The sequence below is a fragment of the Sediminibacterium sp. FW305-C-269 genome (assembly GCF_058231045.1).
The window spans coordinates 82,423-100,621 of sequence record NZ_JBIQXQ010000001.1; the positions used below are offsets into that span (position 1 = coordinate 82,423).

Annotated in this window: 17 protein-coding genes; 13 read left to right on the forward strand and 4 right to left on the reverse strand. The window is 47.1% G+C overall.

The genetic code is table 11. The annotated features are described in order from the left end of the window. The first annotated feature begins 14 nt into the window (after window positions 1-14). The 8 genes from ACH3Y6_RS00395 to trmD all read left to right on the forward strand — a co-directional run bounded on the left by ACH3Y6_RS00395 (window position 15) and on the right by trmD (window position 7,389). The gene (locus ACH3Y6_RS00395; protein WP_490833580.1) at window positions 15-1,454 is read left to right on the forward strand and encodes an LptF/LptG family permease; all 1,440 of its coding nucleotides are present in this window, start codon (window positions 15-17) and stop codon (window positions 1,452-1,454) included. A 10-nt stretch (window positions 1,455-1,464) separates the two neighbouring features. After that, window positions 1,465-2,187 carry a superoxide dismutase gene (locus tag ACH3Y6_RS00400; protein ID WP_490833581.1) on the forward strand — a complete coding sequence of 241 codons (723 nt, stop codon included), beginning with the start codon at window positions 1,465-1,467 and terminating at the stop codon, window positions 2,185-2,187. A gap of 82 nt (window positions 2,188-2,269) precedes the next feature. After that, complete coding sequence (locus tag ACH3Y6_RS00405) at window positions 2,270-2,680, forward strand: OsmC family protein (protein WP_490833582.1); 411 nt, start codon at window positions 2,270-2,272, stop codon at window positions 2,678-2,680. Between the two features lie 27 nt (window positions 2,681-2,707). Further along, complete coding sequence (locus tag ACH3Y6_RS00410) at window positions 2,708-3,694, forward strand: glycoside hydrolase family 43 protein (protein WP_490833583.1); 987 nt, start codon at window positions 2,708-2,710, stop codon at window positions 3,692-3,694. 87 nt (window positions 3,695-3,781) lie between these two features. Next, window positions 3,782-4,726 (forward strand): cation diffusion facilitator family transporter, encoded by a 945-nt coding sequence (locus ACH3Y6_RS00415; protein WP_490834581.1) that lies wholly within the window; start codon window positions 3,782-3,784, stop codon window positions 4,724-4,726. Between the two features lie 116 nt (window positions 4,727-4,842). Next, the gene (locus tag ACH3Y6_RS00420) at window positions 4,843-6,210 is read left to right on the forward strand and encodes a dipeptidase (protein ID WP_490833584.1); all 1,368 of its coding nucleotides are present in this window, start codon (window positions 4,843-4,845) and stop codon (window positions 6,208-6,210) included. A 55-nt stretch (window positions 6,211-6,265) separates the two neighbouring features. Further along, window positions 6,266-6,655 carry an RNA-binding S4 domain-containing protein gene (locus ACH3Y6_RS00425; protein WP_490833585.1) on the forward strand — a complete coding sequence of 130 codons (390 nt, stop codon included), beginning with the start codon at window positions 6,266-6,268 and terminating at the stop codon, window positions 6,653-6,655. Between the two features lie 56 nt (window positions 6,656-6,711). Continuing rightward, window positions 6,712-7,389, forward strand: coding sequence for a tRNA (guanosine(37)-N1)-methyltransferase TrmD (gene trmD, locus ACH3Y6_RS00430; RefSeq protein ID WP_490833586.1), 678 nt, complete (start codon window positions 6,712-6,714; stop codon window positions 7,387-7,389). A gap of 83 nt (window positions 7,390-7,472) precedes the next feature. Here trmD and ACH3Y6_RS00435 read toward each other — a convergent pair whose 3' ends face one another. Continuing rightward, window positions 7,473-10,634 (reverse strand): VPS10 domain-containing protein, encoded by a 3,162-nt coding sequence (locus tag ACH3Y6_RS00435; RefSeq protein WP_490833587.1) that lies wholly within the window; start codon window positions 10,632-10,634, stop codon window positions 7,473-7,475. Window positions 10,635-10,775: 141 nt separating this feature from the next. Then, a complete protein-coding gene (locus tag ACH3Y6_RS00440) occupies window positions 10,776-11,606 on the reverse strand; it encodes a hypothetical protein (RefSeq protein ID WP_490833588.1) in 831 nt (276 codons plus the stop codon). A gap of 95 nt (window positions 11,607-11,701) precedes the next feature. Between ACH3Y6_RS00440 and ade the strand changes: the two genes are divergently transcribed. From ade to ACH3Y6_RS00455, 3 genes are all read left to right on the forward strand, one after another. After that, window positions 11,702-13,351, forward strand: a complete 1,650-nt coding sequence (gene ade / locus ACH3Y6_RS00445; RefSeq protein ID WP_490833589.1) for an adenine deaminase — start codon at window positions 11,702-11,704, stop codon at window positions 13,349-13,351. Between the two features lie 73 nt (window positions 13,352-13,424). Beyond that, a complete protein-coding gene (upp, locus tag ACH3Y6_RS00450; RefSeq protein ID WP_490833590.1) occupies window positions 13,425-14,078 on the forward strand; it encodes a uracil phosphoribosyltransferase in 654 nt (217 codons plus the stop codon). 111 nt (window positions 14,079-14,189) lie between these two features. After that, window positions 14,190-15,200 carry a PorP/SprF family type IX secretion system membrane protein gene (locus tag ACH3Y6_RS00455; RefSeq protein WP_490833591.1) on the forward strand — a complete coding sequence of 337 codons (1,011 nt, stop codon included), beginning with the start codon at window positions 14,190-14,192 and terminating at the stop codon, window positions 15,198-15,200. A gap of 66 nt (window positions 15,201-15,266) precedes the next feature. Here the strand turns inward: ACH3Y6_RS00455 and ACH3Y6_RS00460 are convergent, their stop codons facing one another. Further along, complete coding sequence (locus ACH3Y6_RS00460) at window positions 15,267-15,788, reverse strand: ORF6N domain-containing protein (protein WP_490833592.1); 522 nt, start codon at window positions 15,786-15,788, stop codon at window positions 15,267-15,269. Window positions 15,789-15,961: 173 nt separating this feature from the next. After that, window positions 15,962-16,606 (reverse strand): DNA-3-methyladenine glycosylase, encoded by a 645-nt coding sequence (locus ACH3Y6_RS00465; RefSeq protein WP_490833593.1) that lies wholly within the window; start codon window positions 16,604-16,606, stop codon window positions 15,962-15,964. Between the two features lie 45 nt (window positions 16,607-16,651). On the opposite strand from ACH3Y6_RS00465, the gene ACH3Y6_RS00470 reads away from it, so the two are divergent. Then, complete coding sequence (locus ACH3Y6_RS00470) at window positions 16,652-17,416, forward strand: EI24 domain-containing protein (RefSeq protein ID WP_490833594.1); 765 nt, start codon at window positions 16,652-16,654, stop codon at window positions 17,414-17,416. 14 nt (window positions 17,417-17,430) lie between these two features. Next, entirely contained in the window at window positions 17,431-18,132 is a 702-nt protein-coding gene (locus tag ACH3Y6_RS00475; RefSeq protein WP_490833595.1) for an SAM-dependent methyltransferase, read from the forward strand. Window positions 18,133-18,199: the final 67 nt, after the last annotated feature.

Genomic DNA, 18,199 nt, shown 5'->3' on the forward strand with positions numbered 1-18,199 from the left:
TTAAGCAAGGACCAGTGATTAAAAAACTCGATATACTCGTTATCCGCTCCTTTATCGGTCCTTTTATCGCTGCATTCGCCATTTCCGTCTTCGTACTTACCATGCAGTTCTTCTGGCTGTATATTGATGACCTGGTGGGAAAAGGGCTTGACCTCTTCACCATTCTGAAACTCGTTGGACTGGTAACCCTGTTCTGGGTACCCACCGCTTTGCCCCTGGCGCTGTTATTCTCTTCCATCATGACTTTTGGTAACCTGGGAGAAACTTTTGAGCTGGTGGCCATCAAAGCATCCGGCATCCCATTACTTCGTTTTATGCGTCCCCTGCTGATCATCACCATATTCATCAGCGGACTAGCATTCCTGTTCGCCAACAATATCATTCCGGTGACCCAGTTGAAACTGTCGGCCCTGAAATATGACATCATCGTTTCCAAGCCTGCTTTCGACATCAAAGAAGGGATCTTTTATGATAAAATAGAAGGTTATGTGATCAAACTGGGCAAGAAAGAGAAGAACGACAGTGTGATCCACAACGTGGTGATCTTTGAAAAGAAGAATGGCCTGCAGGACAATATGCTGATCGCTGAAAGCGGTGTGATGCGAATCACCCAGGACAAACGTTTTCTGGAATTCATCCTCAAGAAAGGCTGGCGATACGAGGAAAAAGGGCAACGTTCTACCACCAATACCGAATTCACCCGTATGGGCTTCCAGGAATACAAGAAAGTGTTCGACCTGAAAAGTTTCCAGATGAACAAATCGGGCGACAGTGCTTTTTACGACCCCAAAATGCTGAGTCTCCGACAGTTGAATGGAGCCATTGACTCATTGCAAAGTCTCGACAGCTTTTATCTGAAGCGTACCGAGCGGGAAGTATCTCCCTATCTGCGTTTTACCCGTTTTCGCGATACCGGCTGGGCCCTGATTAAACCCGACTCGCTAAAAAAGATCAAATATTTTGATGAGTTGATCGCTGATTCGATCAAACAAAGCGTGACCGACGCAGCCATCAGCCAGTTACAAAGTGTCAAAGGAAATATTGCCGCATTGGAAGCCGATTACAAGGAACGCCAGAAATCACTCCGCCTGCATGAGATCGAGTGGCACCGGAAGCTGACCCTGTCGGCTGCCTGTATCGTGCTGTTCCTGATCGGCGCACCGCTGGGTTCCATTATCCGGAAAGGCGGACTGGGTACTCCCTTGGTATTTGCGATTATTTTCTTTGTCATCTTCCACTTATTCAACACATTCGGCGAAAAATTCGTCAAATCGGAGCAGGCCAGTCCGCTCATGGGCATGTGGCTCTCCACTTTCATCCTCATCCCTATCGGCGCTTTCCTTACTTACAAAGCCATGCGCGATTCACAACTCTTTAACCAGGAATTCTACTACCGATCTTTCAAACAGTTGCGGAATTTTTTGGCTAATTTTAGTTTCTCTAAAAAATCCTAAACCCTATTTTATGACTACACATAACAAAAGCCGTCGTGCGTTCATCAAGACCACGGGCGTAACCGGTATTGGACTTACTGTGCTGCCCGGTTTCTTACAGGCATCACCTGTTGCAGCAGGCAATCCCTTTTCGCAACAACCCCTGCCCTACGATTATAAAGCGTTGGAACCCGTGATCGACGCCATGACCATGGAGATCCACTATTCCAAACATGCAGCAGCCTATGCCAAAAACCTGGCAGAAGCCTGTAGTGCTGAAAAAGTAGATACCAACAGCGCAAAACTGGAAGACGTATTGCGCAGCGCATCCAAATACTCAGCCAAAATGCGCAACAATGGTGGTGGTCATTATAACCACGAACTGTTCTGGCAGTGTATGAAACCCGGAGCAGCCACCAAACCTGAAGGCAAACTGGCAATGGCCATTGACCAGAGTTTCGGATCTTTTGAAGCGTTTAAAACACAGTTCACCGATGCCGGCAAAAACCGTTTCGGAAGCGGATGGGCCTGGCTGGTACTGACCGCAGATAAAAAACTGGCCATCGGATCAACCCCGAACCAGGACAACCCATTGATGGATATCAGTGACCTGAAAGGAACACCCTTGCTGGGACTGGATGTTTGGGAACACGCCTATTACCTAAAATACCAGAACAAACGCCCCGACTACATCAATAACTGGTGGAATGTGGTGAACTGGGAATTTGTTCAGAAAAGATATGAATTGGGATGAAACAAATGCAAAAGTTAAAAGTAAAAAGTCAAAATTGCACTTATTACTTTTTACTTTTGAATTTTGACTTAAAAAAAAGCAGATGAAAACCGTAACCAAATGGGCAGGAGGAATGGCATTTGATGCCACTGCCGATACCGGTCAGACCGTTAGAATAGACACCACCGTAGAAGGTGGAGGAACTGCGAGTGGCATGAATCCCAAAAAAATGTTACTGGGTGCATTGAACGGCTGCAGCGGCATGGACGTGGTAGAGATCCTGAAGAAGATGAAAGTAGCTTTCAGCAAGTTTGAAATAGTGGCAGAAGCCGAGCAGACAGAAGACCATCCCAAGACCTTCACGTTCATCAAAATGACATACCGCATTGATGCCAAACCGGAAGACCTGGATAAGATAAAAAGAGCCGTGGACCTTTCGCAGGAAAAATATTGCGGCATCTCTGCTATGCTGGCCAAACATTGCGATATCAGTTATACCATTGAATTGATCTGATCACTGAAAAGGCTGTTATTGTATACCATGCCGAACAAACTGCTGTTACTCGCCGCTTTGCTGACAATACAGGTATGGCTGCATGCCCAGGAAACACCACCTGCTGTAAAACCAAACAACCCGGTGTTCCCGGGCTGGTATGCGGACCCGGAAGGAACGATCTTTGGCAACCGCTACTGGATCTATCCTACCTACTCTGCTCCTTACGACAAACAGGTATTCCTGGATGCTTTTTCCTCTCCTGACCTGGTGAACTGGACAAAACACAGTCGTATTCTGGACACAGCCAGCATCAAATGGGCCAGGCGTGCCATGTGGGCACCGTCCATCATACAGCACAACAAAAAGTATTTCCTGTTCTTTGGTGCCAACGATATCCAGAGCAACCAGGAAAAAGGAGGCATCGGTGTGGCCGTAGCCGATGACCCGGCCGGGCCATTCAGGGATCACCTGGGCAAACCATTGGTGGACCAGTTTTACAACGGCGCCCAACCCATTGACCAATTCGTATTTGCAGATAAGGACGGGCAGCATTACCTTATCTATGGCGGATGGAGGCATTGCAATATCGGAAGGCTTAATGCTGATTTCACCGGTTTTGTTCCATTCAAGGATGGCAATACTTTCCAGGAGATCACACCGGAAGGGTATGTGGAAGGACCATTCATGTTCATACGGAATGGCAAATATTATTTCATGTGGTCGGAAGGCGGCTGGACCGGGCCCAATTACACAGTGGCATACGCCATAGCCGACTCTCCGCTTGGCCCTTTTAAACGTATCGGGAAAATTTTGCAGCAGGATCCCACCATTGCTACCGGTGCAGGACACCATTCAGTGATACGGGTACCGGGTACAGACCAATGGTACATTGTCTACCACCGCCGCCCGCAGGGAGAAAAAGATGCCAACGCAAGGGTTACCTGTATTGAGCAACTGTATTTCGACGAGAACGGTTTCATCAAACCTGTCATCATCACCCGGGAAGGTGTGGCTGCGCATAAGCTGAGATAAGCAGTTCTTTCTTCCCGATTTACAGATACCTTTGCAGAAACTTTTTTTCTGCAGTCAGCCAAACAGAATTTTCGCGTACAGCTCTGGATCACCGTCCTGAGCGTGGTATTGTTCCTCACCAAGATCATTGCCTATTATTTCACGCACTCCCTGGCCATACTTTCCGATGCACTGGAAAGTATAGTGAATGTGATTGCCGGTTTTATCGGACTCTACAGTCTCTATGTAGCGGCCAAACCCCGCGACAGGGAACATCCTTACGGCCATGGTAAAGCCGAGTTCGTTTCTGCAGCCATTGAAGGGGGCCTGATTGTGGCGGCAGGTATCATGATTATTTATGAGACCGTGATGAACTTCCTGCACGAAAACCCTTTACAGAAACTGGATACCGGCCTGGTACTGGTGGGGGCCACAGCAATCATCAATTACATTGCCGGTATGGTGTGCATCAGGATCGGTAAAAAGAATTCATCACTGGCCTTACAAGCCAGCGGCAAACATTTACAAACGGATACATACTCCACCATCGGTATCATTGCCGGACTTGTGATCATACTGGTCACCCGGCTGCTCTGGCTGGATAAAGTGATCGCACTGGGCATGAGCGTGCTCGTGATCTATAACGGCTACCGCATCATCCGCACTTCACTGGCAGGTATCATGGATGAAGCTGACCTGCAACTGCTCAATAATTTCATTGCTGTGCTGAACCGGAACCGGCGCGCCAACTGGATAGATCTGCATAACCTGCGGGTGATCAAGTATGGCGCTTTACTCCATATCGACTGTCATTTGACCGTACCCTGGTACCTGAACGTACACGAAGCACATAAAGAGATCGATGCACTTGCGGACCTCATCAAAAAAGAGTTCGGCGATGCCATTGAACTGTTTGTACATACCGATGGCTGTCTGCCTTTCAGCTGCACCATCTGCACCAGAACAGATTGCAGTGTGCGCCAGCAGCCCATGAAAGAAAGACTGACCTGGAGCCTGGAGAATATCCTGTCGAACCAGAAACACCAGTTATGAGTGTACCGGATCAGCTGATGGGCAGGCCATTTGTCACGGCCATGAATCGCGAAAACCTGCTTACCTTTGCGGGGCAACAATAAGATCAAACTATCTATCATATAAAATCAACGATCATGAAGGTTTGGAAAGAGTACCAGGAACAGCACAAAGAGCGTTTCCTGAACGAATTGCTGGACTTATTGCGCATCCCCAGCGTTAGCGCCCGCAGCGAGCACAAAACAGATATGAACCATTGCGCCGAAGCCGTAAAGCAACGTTTGCTGGAAGCTGGTGCCGATACCGTGACCATCTATCCCACCGAAGGTCATCCCATCGTTTACGGTGAAAAGATCATTGACCCTTCCAAACCCACCGTATTGGTATATGGACACTACGACGTACAACCTGCTGATCCGCTGGAACTCTGGAACAGCGGTCCATTTGAGCCGGTGATCAAAGACGGAAAAATATTCGCCCGCGGTTCTGCCGATGACAAGGGACAATTTTATATGCACGTAAAGGCCCTCGAAACCATGGTAAAGACAAATACTTTACCCGGCAACGTGAAGTTCCTGATTGAAGGCGAAGAAGAAGTGGGAAGTCCAAACCTGGCCACATTTGTAAAGGCCAATAAAAGTTTATTGCAGGCAGATGTGATCCTGATCAGCGATACTTCTATGCTGAGTATGGACACGCCCTCCATTGATATCGGCGTTCGCGGACTGAGTTACATTGAGCTGGAAGTGACCGGCCCGAACCGTGACCTGCACAGTGGCGTATATGGTGGCGCTGTTGCCAATCCCATTACCATGCTGGCCAGGATGATCGCTTCCTGTCACGACGAGAATAACCACATCACCATTCCCGGTTTTTACGACGATGTGGTAGAATCTACCCCTGCCGAAAGAGAGAAAATGGCACAGGCCCCTTTCAACGAAGAAGAATACAAGACCGACCTGGGTGTGCAACAACTCTGGGGCGAAAAAGGCTATACTACCAATGAAAGGACCGGGATCCGTCCTACCCTGGAAGTGAATGGAATCTGGGGCGGATATACGGGTGAGGGTGCAAAGACCGTATTGCCATCGAAGGCTTTTGCCAAGATCTCCTGTCGCCTGGTGCCTAACCAGTCTTCGGTAAAAATGACCGAAAAGATCCTGAACTATTTCAAAAGCATTGCTCCAGCCGGTGTAACGGTGAAAGCCGAGGAACATCATGGTGGTGAGCCGTATATGACGCCGATCGATTCAGATGCCTACAAAGCAGCAGCCAAGGCCATCCATGCCACATTCGGCAAAGAACCCATCCCGGTTCGGGGTGGCGGCAGCATCCCTATCTGTTCCCTGTTTGAAAAAGAACTGGGACTGAAAATCGTGTTCATGGGTTTTGGTCTTGACAGTGATAATCTGCACAGTCCGAATGAAAAATACGACCTGGTGAATTTCTATAAGGGTATTGAAACCATCCCTTATTTTCACCAGTTCTATGCTGAGATGAAATAATGATAAATAAACTGCTTTGGGAAAGTGTACTGGCTTTCCCAAAGTTTTTTCTACCATGAGCGAGCAAAAAGAAAAACTCCGCATCGACAAATACCTCTGGGCCATCCGGTTATTCAAAACCAGGAGCCAGGCCGGTGATGCCTGTGACAAAGGCAAGGTGAAGATGAACGGCATGGCCGTGAAAGCTTCGCGCGTTGTAGTCATCGGTGATGAGTATGAAGTAAAAACGGAAGCCCGTAAATGGGTGGTAAAAGTTTCCGGACTGCTGCACAGCCGCGTGCAGTATTCAGATGCCATCAACTATTATATTGACCTGACACCCGCTGAAGAGCTGGATCGCATACGTTTTGAAGCTGCCAGCTTTCATACCGGTAAACGACTCAGTAAGATCGGCCGCCCTACCAAACGCGAACGCCGCGACCTGGAAGGGTTCATGGATATCTGAACCCGCTCGCCGCACAGTCGGTTGCAGCCTCTGCAGGTATTCAGTATGTTTGCAGCATGAAGATCGATATACTCACCGTGGTTCCCGACCTGCTGGAAAGCCCTTTCAGTCACAGCATCCTGAAACGCGCCCGTGAAAAAGGCCTGCTGCAGGTGAATGTATACAACCTTCGCAAATGGGCCATCAACAAACATATGCAGGTAGATGACTACCAGTTTGGCGGTGGTGCCGGTATGGTGATCATGCCCGAGCCCCTGGCCAATGCCATTGATGAACTGCAGCAGGATGGCAAATACGATGAGATCATTTTCATGACACCTGACGGAAAACCCTTTACCCAAAAAACCGCGAACAACCTATCACTGAAAGGGAATATCCTGATCATCTGCGGTCATTACAAAGGCATTGACGAGCGTATTCGTCAACGGTATGTAACCATGGAGATCTCTATTGGCGATTATGTACTGAGTGGCGGTGAACTGGCCGCGGCCGTAGTGGTGGATGCCATTGGGCGGTTGATCCCCGGCGTATTGAATGACGAAACCTCGGCGCTGTTCGATTCCTTCCAGGACAATCTGCTCGCCCCACCTGTGTATACCCGCCCAGCCGATTTCCGCGGCGATAAAGTGCCCGAGATCCTTACGCAGGGTGATCCTAAAAAAGTAGAAGAATGGCGGCATGAGCAATCGCTGCAGCGCACAAAAGAGAGAAGACCAGATATGTTGGAGGACTAGCGGATCAGCCAATACAAAAAAAGCGGGTTACCAGATCGTTGTATCGATCCGCTAACCCGCCAAGCAGCAAATGCTTTATTGTTTTATTTCTTCACCCCGATCACCGGCAGCTGTTTATCATTGATCATTTTGTTGAATGCTTTCAGGTCTGTGTCCATGATCTTTTTCAGTTTGGCCATCTGTACATCAGATTGTGCGCCCAGGTCGGCAAATACTTCACGAGCCTGCTTGCTCGGTGGGTTCTGACCACTGGAAGCCACACCATATAATCCGGCCAGCTTATCATTCAGGCGTATCGGGAAGTTCAACACATCCTGCCCGCTTTTGGATTTAGTCTGGTATAGGGCTTCTTCCACCGCTGTCATCTGCCTGTTGATGCTGTCGGCCATTTTCTTGATCTCCTTACTGCTTTCACCTGGTTCCAGTTTGGCAGTGAACTCGTTGATCTGGCTTCTCAATGAGCGGATATTCTTGATGGTCACCTGCACTTCACTGAACTTATCTCTGACCTGCAGCAAAAAGTCTACCTGCGCATCATAATCAGCTTCCGTCATTTTATAGTTAGGATCGGCCTTGATCACAAAAGGAACATCCACAGAATCTTTACCGTACCGGAAACGTGCACTGTACTTGCCAGGCGCCGCTTTGGCAGTACTGATCCTGCCATTCCATAAGATCAGCCCTTCTACGGTTTCTGCCGGAGGATAATTCATATCCCACACAAACTGGTTCATCCCGTTGTTGAAATCTATCTTATCAGTAGCTGCTTTCGCGTTTTTGCTGAAGGTCTTGATGGTTTTACCCTGTTTGTCAAATACGGTAATAGACACTTTAGAAGAATCATCAGCTCCCTTCAGGTAATAGTTAAACACCACACCGGAAGCTGGGTTCTCTCCCATATTGGCCTGTGTGCCGGCCTGTCCGCGCATCCTCCGGCCTCCGCCTCCTTCTGTTCGGTAAGCGTCATTCACAGCAAATACATGCAGATTCTTATTGAGCAGTTCGGCATCTTTCTGCTGTATCACACTTAGGTCATCCAGCACCCAGAAAGAACGGCCCTGTGTAGCAACGATCAGGTCATTCTCTTTAATAGTGAGGTCGGTGATCGGAACGACCGGAAGGTTCAGCTGGAACTTTTTCCAGTTTGCACCATCATCGTAACTGATGTACATACCATATTCCGTACCTGCATACAACAGGCCAGGACGTTTTTTATCGGCACGCAGCGCCCTGGTGAAATGCATATTATCGATACCATTGGTGATGCGCTTCCAGGTCTTACCATAATCTTCTGTTTTGAAGATGTACGGTGCAAAATCGTCCAGTTTATATTTGGTCCCCACAAAATAAGCAGTACCCTTTTTGAAAGGGTCTGTTTCAATACAGTTCCACATCATCCATTTTCCTGCTTCGGCCGGGGTTACATTTTCCCAGTTCTTTCCACCATCCTTACTCACATGTATCAGACCATCATCACTGCCTGTCCACAACAAGTCTTTCTCCAGCACGGATTCCGCAGCGGTAAAGATGGTACAGTAATATTCAACCGAAGTATTGTCCTTGGTGATAGGACCCCCACTGGATACTTGTCTTGATTTATCATTGGTAGTAAGATCCGGACTGATGGTCTCCCAGCTCTGTCCCTCATTTTCGGTCACAAACAGGTGATTACCGCCTGCATACAACCTTTTTGGATTATGCGGAGAAAAGAAAAACGGGAAGTTCCACTGGAAACGGTATTTCAGCACATCGGCACCTGCGCCCATGGGGTTATCAGGCCATACGTTGATAGCACGGTTCTCTCCGGTCCTGTGATCCAGTCTTGACAGGTAGCCGCCATAATTACCACCATACACAATATCCGGATTCAGCGGATCAGCCTGTACATAACCGCTTTCAGAACCTGCGGTGATATCCCAGTCCCTTTCTGTGATGCCTGCTCCTGAGGTACGGCTCTTGATGCGAACCGTTGAATTGTCCTGTTGTGCCCCCAATATGCGATAAGGGAATGCATTATCGGTGGATACCCGATAGAACTGGCCGGTTGGCTGATTATTCATGGTGCTCCAGTTATTGGCACCATCAAAACTCACCTGTGCGCCGCCATCGTCTGCCACAATCATGCGGTTACCATCTTCGGGATCGATCCAGAGATCATGGTGATCGCCATGTGGCGTATTCATCGCCTGAAAAGTTCTGCCTCCGTCACGACTGCGCATGAACTCAACATTGGGACAGTATACCAGGTTCTCATTTTTCGGATCTACAAACACTTTGCTGTAATACCAGGCACGCTGGCGGATATTGTTATCGTTGCTGGTAAGTGTCCAGCTATCGCCGCCATCGGCACTCATGAACAGGCCGCCATTGGCATTTTCGATAATGGTATAGATCTTATCTGTGTTGGATGGCGCTACGGCCACACCCACAATACCCCAGGTTCCTTTGGGCAATCCTTTTTTGGAGGAAAGGCTGGTCCAGGTTTCTCCACCATCAACAGACTTGTACAGACCACTTCCCTCACCACCACTTTCCATGCTGTGCGGAGTACGGATCACGCGCCACATACCTGCATACCATACGGAAGGATTACCAGGTTCCATTACCAGGTCTGAGCAACCTGTCTGGTTATTGACGAATAAGGTTTTCTTCCAGGTTTTACCGCCATCGGTTGTTTTGTATACACCACGTTCTTCATTGGGTCCGAACAGATGCCCCATCACGGCCACCCAGACCGTGTTCGGGTCTTTTGGATGAACAACAATGCGGATAATATGACGACCGTCTTTCAGTCCCAGATTTCGCCAGTTCTTACCGCCATCATCGCTGCGCCAGATGCCGCCCAGACCTTCGGCCACGTTTCCGCGCATGGTGTTTTCACCTTCGCCTACATACACCACCGTTTCATCGCTTGGAGCTACTGCTACGGCACCGATGGTTCCGCCAAAATATTTATCAGTGATATTCTTCCAGTTACTGCCACCATCCTGTGTTTTCCAAACGCCACCACCGGTACCACCAAAATAAAAGGTGTTCCGGTTCTTGTAACTACCAGCCACAGCACCACTACGGCCTCCACGGAAAGGACCTACCAAACGATATCGTTGTCGGGAGTGAAAAACAGAATCACTGTTATCCTGTTTAACGGTAACAGGTGAAGCGCTCTTGGCTTTGTTCGCTTTCTGTGCAAACATGCCCACAGACAGTAAAAGCACTGCCTGTAGCAGAAGGATTGATTTTCTCATAATCGTTAGAATTGGGAGAGTAAGTTACTTTACTATTCTATCAGAAAAAAATCAGATTCATCCCATAAACCAACCGCGCCTTTGCACCTTACGAGAAAATTTTCTCACAAGGTGCAAAGGCACGGTTCTTATGGATGATGTCTATTTCACATGGTACCACCTTTCTTCCAGTCCTTCGTTAATGTTCACCGTCACATTCTCCACTTCCGATTCTACCGGACCAAAACTCAGGATCGCTTTTACAGGATACTGGATACCTTTAAACTCTTTGTATTCTTTCACCAGTAAGCTGGCTTTGGTGTCTTTACCTACCCTGCTGCCAAAAGCTTTCATCATAGGACCAAAACCAGTCAGGTTAAGGGCCATATCGCCGGTAGCTTCCACCTGTTTCACCAGGAAGGTCTGGGAATCTAAATAATACATCACCGTTTGTCCGGTCTTCAAAGTCAGTTTTACTTTATAACAAGTCACTTTATTCACTTTGGCCGTACCACTGAGCTCAGCCGTATGTCCTTTAGCAGCATAATTCACCAATTCGCCAAAAGCTCCGGCGCAATCAAGTTCATATTGCTGTGCGATTACTTCCTCCGGTTTCATCCGGGTGATAGTGGGTTCATTACTTTGTGGCATACCATCGAAGCCGCCACGACCGCCAAAGCCCCTTACCGGGGGTACATAAATCACTCCCGAAGTATCAGTTAGCATGGTAAAACTATCCCCCATCCCCATAATTCCCCCTACCTGCCTGCGAAATAGTTTTCCTTTTTCTCTCACCAGTGTCAGCGGCAGTTCTATATTCTGCCCCATAACACCCATTTTTACATTACTCAGTACTTCCAGGTAACGGATGGCTTCCAGTTTTTCGCGGCCACCGGCTGCAACTTCGTATTTGGTCAGGATCTCTTCTACGGTTTGCGATCGCACCTGCAGAATCCCCAGCAGTAAAAACAAACCTGTGAATATTTTTTTCATATGGTCTAATTTCGTTAAGGTTTCAAATGTACTTGCAAAAAACAGGCAAGAACAAACGGAGCAGAGTTTTATCGTTCATTTAAGTTTTTCTTATTATGCAATCCTCATCATTCACGATCACCGGCAATCTGGTAGATGTTTGGAAAAAAGCCATTTACCCTGCAGAAATAAAAGTAGATAACGGTATCATCAGTGCCATTACCCAAATCGGCGAAGATGCTTCTGCAGTCGGTACATTTTTACTGCCGGGATTTGTAGACAGTCATGTACACATTGAAAGCAGCATGCTCATACCCAGCGAATTTGCCAGGTTAGCCGTGGTACACGGTTCCGTGGGCACAGTGAGCGATCCACATGAGATAGCCAATGTATGCGGGATGCCCGGTGTTGAGTTTATGATCGAGAACGGGAAGCAAACCCCTTTCAAATTCAATTTTGGTGCGCCCAGCTGTGTTCCGGCCACCGTATTTGAAACGGCTGGCGCCACAATTACCAGTGACGATATTACTGAACTGCTGGCGAAAAAGGAGATCCGGTACCTGAGCGAGATGATGAATTTTCCCGGGGTCCTGTTCAAGGATCCTGAAGTAATGAAAAAGATCGCGGCAGCACATGCGGCAGGCAAACCAGTGGATGGACATGCACCCGGACTAAGGGGCGAGCAAGCCAAACAATATATTGAAGCGGGTATTTCTACCGACCATGAATGTTTTACAGCGGAAGAAGCGGTAGACAAACTTGCGCACGGTATGCAGATACTCATCCGGGAGGGAAGTGCTGCTAAAAATTTCGAAGCCCTGATAGAACTCCTGGAAGACCATCCCAAAATGATCATGTTCTGTAGCGATGATAAACATCCCGACAGTCTGGTAGAAGGTCATCTGAACCAGCTCTGCGCCCGTGCCATTGCCAAAGGACACGATATTTTCAATGTGGTGCGTGCAGCCTGTATTAATCCTGTATTGCATTACCAGCTCCCGATCGGATTGCTCCGCGAGGGTGATCCGGCTGATTTTATTGTGGCGGAAGACCTGGTAAACTTCAGGATATTGAAAACTTTTATCGATGGCAAACTGGTAGCTGAAAACGGCAAATCCTTTATCCATTCAGTTATAACCACACCCATTAACCAGTTTAACTGTGTTTCGATTGCAGCCGAGCAGCTGGTGGTCAAATCAAATGAATATCCTTCTTCCAATGGGAATATCCCGGTGATGGAAGCTCTGGATGGCCAGCTCATCACCAACCGGCTGAACCTGCCAGGCAAACAGATCGATGGTGCCTGGGTAAGCGATGTGACCAACGATGTGTTGAAGATGGTGGTCGTTAACCGTTACCACAGCACACCGGTGGCCAAATGTTTTATCCGGAATTTCGGATTCAGGGAAGGGGCCATCGCTTCTTCCGTAGCGCACGATAGCCATAATATTGTAGCTGTAGGTACAGATGATATAAGTATCGCTCAAGCCATCAACCTGGTAATCAGGGAAAGAGGAGGTATCAGTTGTGTAAACGGCAGTGCAGAAAAGGTACTGGGACTGCCCGTAGCAGGATTAATGAGCGCCAACGATGGGTACCAGGTAGCAGCGGCATACACGGAGATCGACGCCATGGCCAAATCCCTGGGATCATCACTGGGTGCACCGTTCATGACCCTCAGTTTCATGGCTTTGCTGGTGATACCCCACCTGAAATTAAGCGACAAAGGACTTTTTGATGGTGACCGGTTCGCCTTTGTGTCGTAAAAACATAAATTTCCCATTCCAGCCGATAGAATTTAGTTTTGGGGATCAAATTACCCCGTAATTCCCTGGTGCCATGATAGTTAATTTAAGCGAACAACACAGCCTGGTCAGCAACTGGGTTTCTGAACTCAGAGATGTGAATATGCAGGGCGACCGCATGCGCTTCCGCCGCAACCTGGAGCGTATTGGCGAAGTAGCTGCTTATGAGATCAGTAAACGTTTACCGTACAAAACGGTTGATATACCTACTCCCCTGGGTGCACATGACAGCAAAGTGCTGGAGTTGCAACCGATACTGGCCACCATTTTGAGGGCAGGTTTACCTATGCACAATGGCATGCTGAATTATTTCGATAAGGCTGATAACGCTTTTATTTCTGCCTACCGGAAACATCACCGTGATGGCAGTTTTGAGATCAGCCTGGAATACATGAGCTGTCCTTCACTAGAAAACCGGATCGTCATCATCAGTGATCCCATGCTGGCTACCGGCGCTTCCATCGTAAAAACGATCCAATACATGAAGGATGAGGGCACGCCCAAAGAAATTCACGTGGTAGTTGCCATTGCCTGCACTATGGGCATTGAATATATCCAACGCGAATGTGGGGATGATATTTATATCTGGTGCGGAGATATTGATGAAGAGCTGACGGCCAAAGGTTATATCGTTCCCGGCCTGGGTGATGCCGGCGACCTCGCTTTTGGTACCAAAATGCAGTCCTGATCAACTTCTGATTCTTTCTCCTGCACCCGTAACGGCAAATAGTTAAGACGGCTTTAATATTTGTTATGGGACCCGCAACTTCAGCGGATTCACCTAAATTCGATATTGCGGATGTTTATAAAAAAATTGTTCATTAGTTGCTGGGTATGCCTCGTATTGGTTTCTGCCAATGCACAGGATCCGCATTTTTCACAATTTTTCAGTTCCCCGCTCACATTGAATCCTGCTTTAACAGGTAAGTTCTTTGGGTCTTACCGTATTGCCGGTAATTACCGTAACCAGTGGCCCTCTATAAATAACGCATTTACCACTGCCACCGTTTCTGCCGATTTTCATATGCTGCAAAACCGGATTCCCAGCAATGATACCTGGGGGATCGGTGCTGTAGGTTACAATGACAACAGCGCCAACGGAGCCGTTAAGTTTAACTATGCTTCGTTGTCTACAGCCTATCACAAAGGACTGGATGAAGATGGCATGCATACGCTGGGGGGTGGTTTCCAGGTAACTTATGCCAATATGCTCATCAACACTGCTCAGTTGAAATTTGAGGACCAGCTTACCAGTTCAGGTTTTACGGGCGTTACTTCTGAGGTCTTTAACGGCGCTACGCTGAAGTCCAACTATGTTGATGTGAACGCAGGTATTCTATATAACGGTAGCACTTCTGAGCAGAATAATTTTTATTTTGGTGTAAGCATGTATCATATCAACCGCCCGCAGCAAAGTTTTACCGGGGCACAGTATGTACTAAACCCCAGAACCACTTTTCACGGCGGTGGTTATTTCCCTATCGGACAAAATACCAGCCTGCATGTAAGTGCCCAACAAATGTTTCAGGGAGGTGCGTCTGCCACTATCCTCGGAGGTGCCATACAACTGACAGCCACACCGGATGTACCCAAGCCCACCAGTTTTTATTTCGGCAGTTGGATCAGGTTCAAAGATGCCATCATCCCCTATTTCGGTTTGGAGTTTGATGATTTTCGGCTGGGTGTCACATATGATTACAACTCTTCTTCCTTAAAGACTGCCTCACAAAACCGCGGAGGTATCGAATTATCACTGATCTATATACGCAGGCCCTCTACCGACAAACCTGTGAATTGTCCTAAGTTCTGATTGTCAATATCAACTGTTTAATACATTAATGGAAAAGGTTATCACAATTTGTGATAACCTTTTCCATTAATGTATTCTGTCTTTTATGAACCCGATCCGTTCCCTTGGACGTTGTTTTTCGTGCAGTAAAGACCTGATAGCGGAAAATATTGTTTTGAACTGACCATCATATTTCTTTTCGAGCTCAATGATCCTTTTTGCCAGATCTTTATTTCCTTCCAGCAATTGCCGCATCTGAACAAATGCCCTCATGATTGCAATATTAACCTTGATCGCCTGTTTGCTTTTTAATACAGAAGAAAGCATAGAAACACCTTGCTCTGTAAACACCATTGGTAGTGCAGGGGCATATTTCAGTTGTATGAGGTTATCACAATTTGTGATAACCTCATTGAATTCTTTTTTAGTTAGCTGAAACATAAAATCCTTAGGGAACCGATCAATGTTTCTCCTCACAGCCTGCTTTAATACACGGGTTTCAACACCATACATTTCTGCAAGGTCAAAATCAAATATGACTTTATGCATCCTGATAAAAAAGATTCGTTGAACTATCCGGGCGGGATAGGTTTGTATTACTTTACCCATACGCTTATTTTATAAGCGTTAATCTATAGATATCCCCCTACCCATACAAGCGTATTTATACTATCCTGAGAGAGTAAATTCACCCACCGGAAGCGATATTTGGAAGCCTGTAACTATATTTCTCCTATATGATACAACTCATAGCATTAAAACGATATATCTGTCAATAAATATTACATATTTTGAGATCGTTTTCCGCTTACATACAGGTTATCTTTCAGTATAAAACGATATGGCAGCCTTGCATCCTCTCCTGCATAATCCACACCGATTCTCGGCGTAGTTAATATGCATGAAGGTGGGATACGTAACCGATCATCCACTATAAATAACTCATCACCGAGCAAACTGATACCGGTATGAACAGTACAAATACCCATTGCCCTTGAAAAATTGCCCGGTCCACGGGTGATAGAATGATCCGGCGTTCTTTTACGTGTCCGGAACAACATGTGTTCAAGTCCCGATACAGGTTCCGCAGCCCTGATGAGCACTGCCTGTGGTACGCCTTTTTCCCCTGTAACTACATTGAACAAATGATGTATCCCATAACACAGGTACACATAAGACACGCTTCCGGCAGCATACATGACTTCAGTACGTGCCGTTCTGCGGCCATTCCAGGAATGGGAGGCTTTATCTACAATACCATTATACGCTTCAGTTTCTACAATACGGGCTGCGGTGAGTTTGCCATCTATACCTGTAACAACAATTTTGCCCAGTAAAGCCCTGGCAACCGCACAAACATCTTTTTGCTGGTAAAAGTCTACAGGCAATTTATCATACTGCCCGAGCGTTATAGCTTTCATAGACATAAAACTAAGGATTGTGTTAACTTTACGAATCTAAATCCCCCAGCTGTGCTGAAAGAAATGATCATTGGTATCCAGGCTTTTTTCCAGGCTCACCGGTTCATACGGGAGCATAAGCTGTGGAAGTGGATCATCATACCAGGTATCATTTACGCGGTTTTATTCGTTTTGGGTATGTATTTCTTCAGCCAGACATCCAGCGAATTCTTTGAATGGATGAGTAACCGTACCGGTTTGGCCAAGTGGCTGAACAAACTGGATAATGGGTTTCTGGGGTTTATCTTCATCATCGGCAACCTGCTGCTATGGCTTATCCTGATGCTATTTTATTTTTCCCTTTTCAAATATGTTTTCCTGATCGTGGGCTCACCCTTGTTTGCCTACCTGAGCGAAAAAACAGAATCAATCATTGAGGGTAAAGAATATCCTTTCAGTTTTCAGCAACTGCTGAAAGATATAAAAAGAGGTATCATCATTGCCGCAAGAAACAGTCTCTGGCAAACCGTATACACATTATCCATCCTATTGCTTAGTCTGATACCCTTGATTGGCTGGTTGACTCCTATTCTTGCCGTGTTGGTAGAATGTTATTATTACGGGTTCTCCATGCTGGATTACAGCATGGAACGGCACAAACGAACACCGGCACAAAGCATTTTCTTCATTGGTAACCACAAAGGACTGGCCGTAGGTAACGGACTCATTTTTTACATGATGCATCTGCTACCCATTGTAGGATGGGTACTGGCCCCCGCTTATTCGGTGATCGCCGCCACACTAAGCATCTACCCGCTGAAAAAAGCCGAAAAATAAATGGCAGCTAAATTATGAGCCAAGGCAAAGTTTACCTGATACCTACCGTACTGCACGAAGAAGCACTGGAAACCATTCCGGCCTACCTGCTGGATGCCGTGAAAGACTGTTCCGTATTTTTTACAGAGAATGAAAAGACCGCCCGCCGTTTCCTGAAAAAGATCTGGCGCGAAATGGTCATCGATGATTACCAGTGGTTTACCATACATAAGGCAGAAGAAGAGGTAAAATCACAGTTCCTGCAGTTGCTGAAAGCGGGGAAAAATATCGGTATCATCAGTGAAGCGGGCTGTCCGGGCGTAGCAGATCCCGGCCAGGTATTGACCGAAGCAGCCCAACAGGCAGGCATCACCATCAAACCGCTGGTTGGTCCAAGCTCCATTCTGCTGGCTTTGATGGCCAGTGGTATGAACGGTCAATGTTTCCAGTTTCATGGATACCTGCCCATCGATGCCATAGAAAGAAAAAAGAAACTACGCGAACTGGAAACCGACTCACACAAAAGAAACTGCACACAGATATTCATTGAAACTCCTTACCGCAACAATCCGCTGATCAAAGACATTTTAGACAGCTGCCGCGAAGAGACCCGTTTGTGCATTGCAGTTGATATTACGGCGTCCTCAGAATCCATCCGAACCAAATCCATCAAAAAATGGAAACAGGAAATTCCGGATATCCATAAAAGGCTGGCCATCTTCCTGCTTCATGCATGATATGAGCGGTTGGTGAGTAGTGAGTAGTCAGTGGTGAAGAGATACGAAATAGCATTCTTTACTCCTA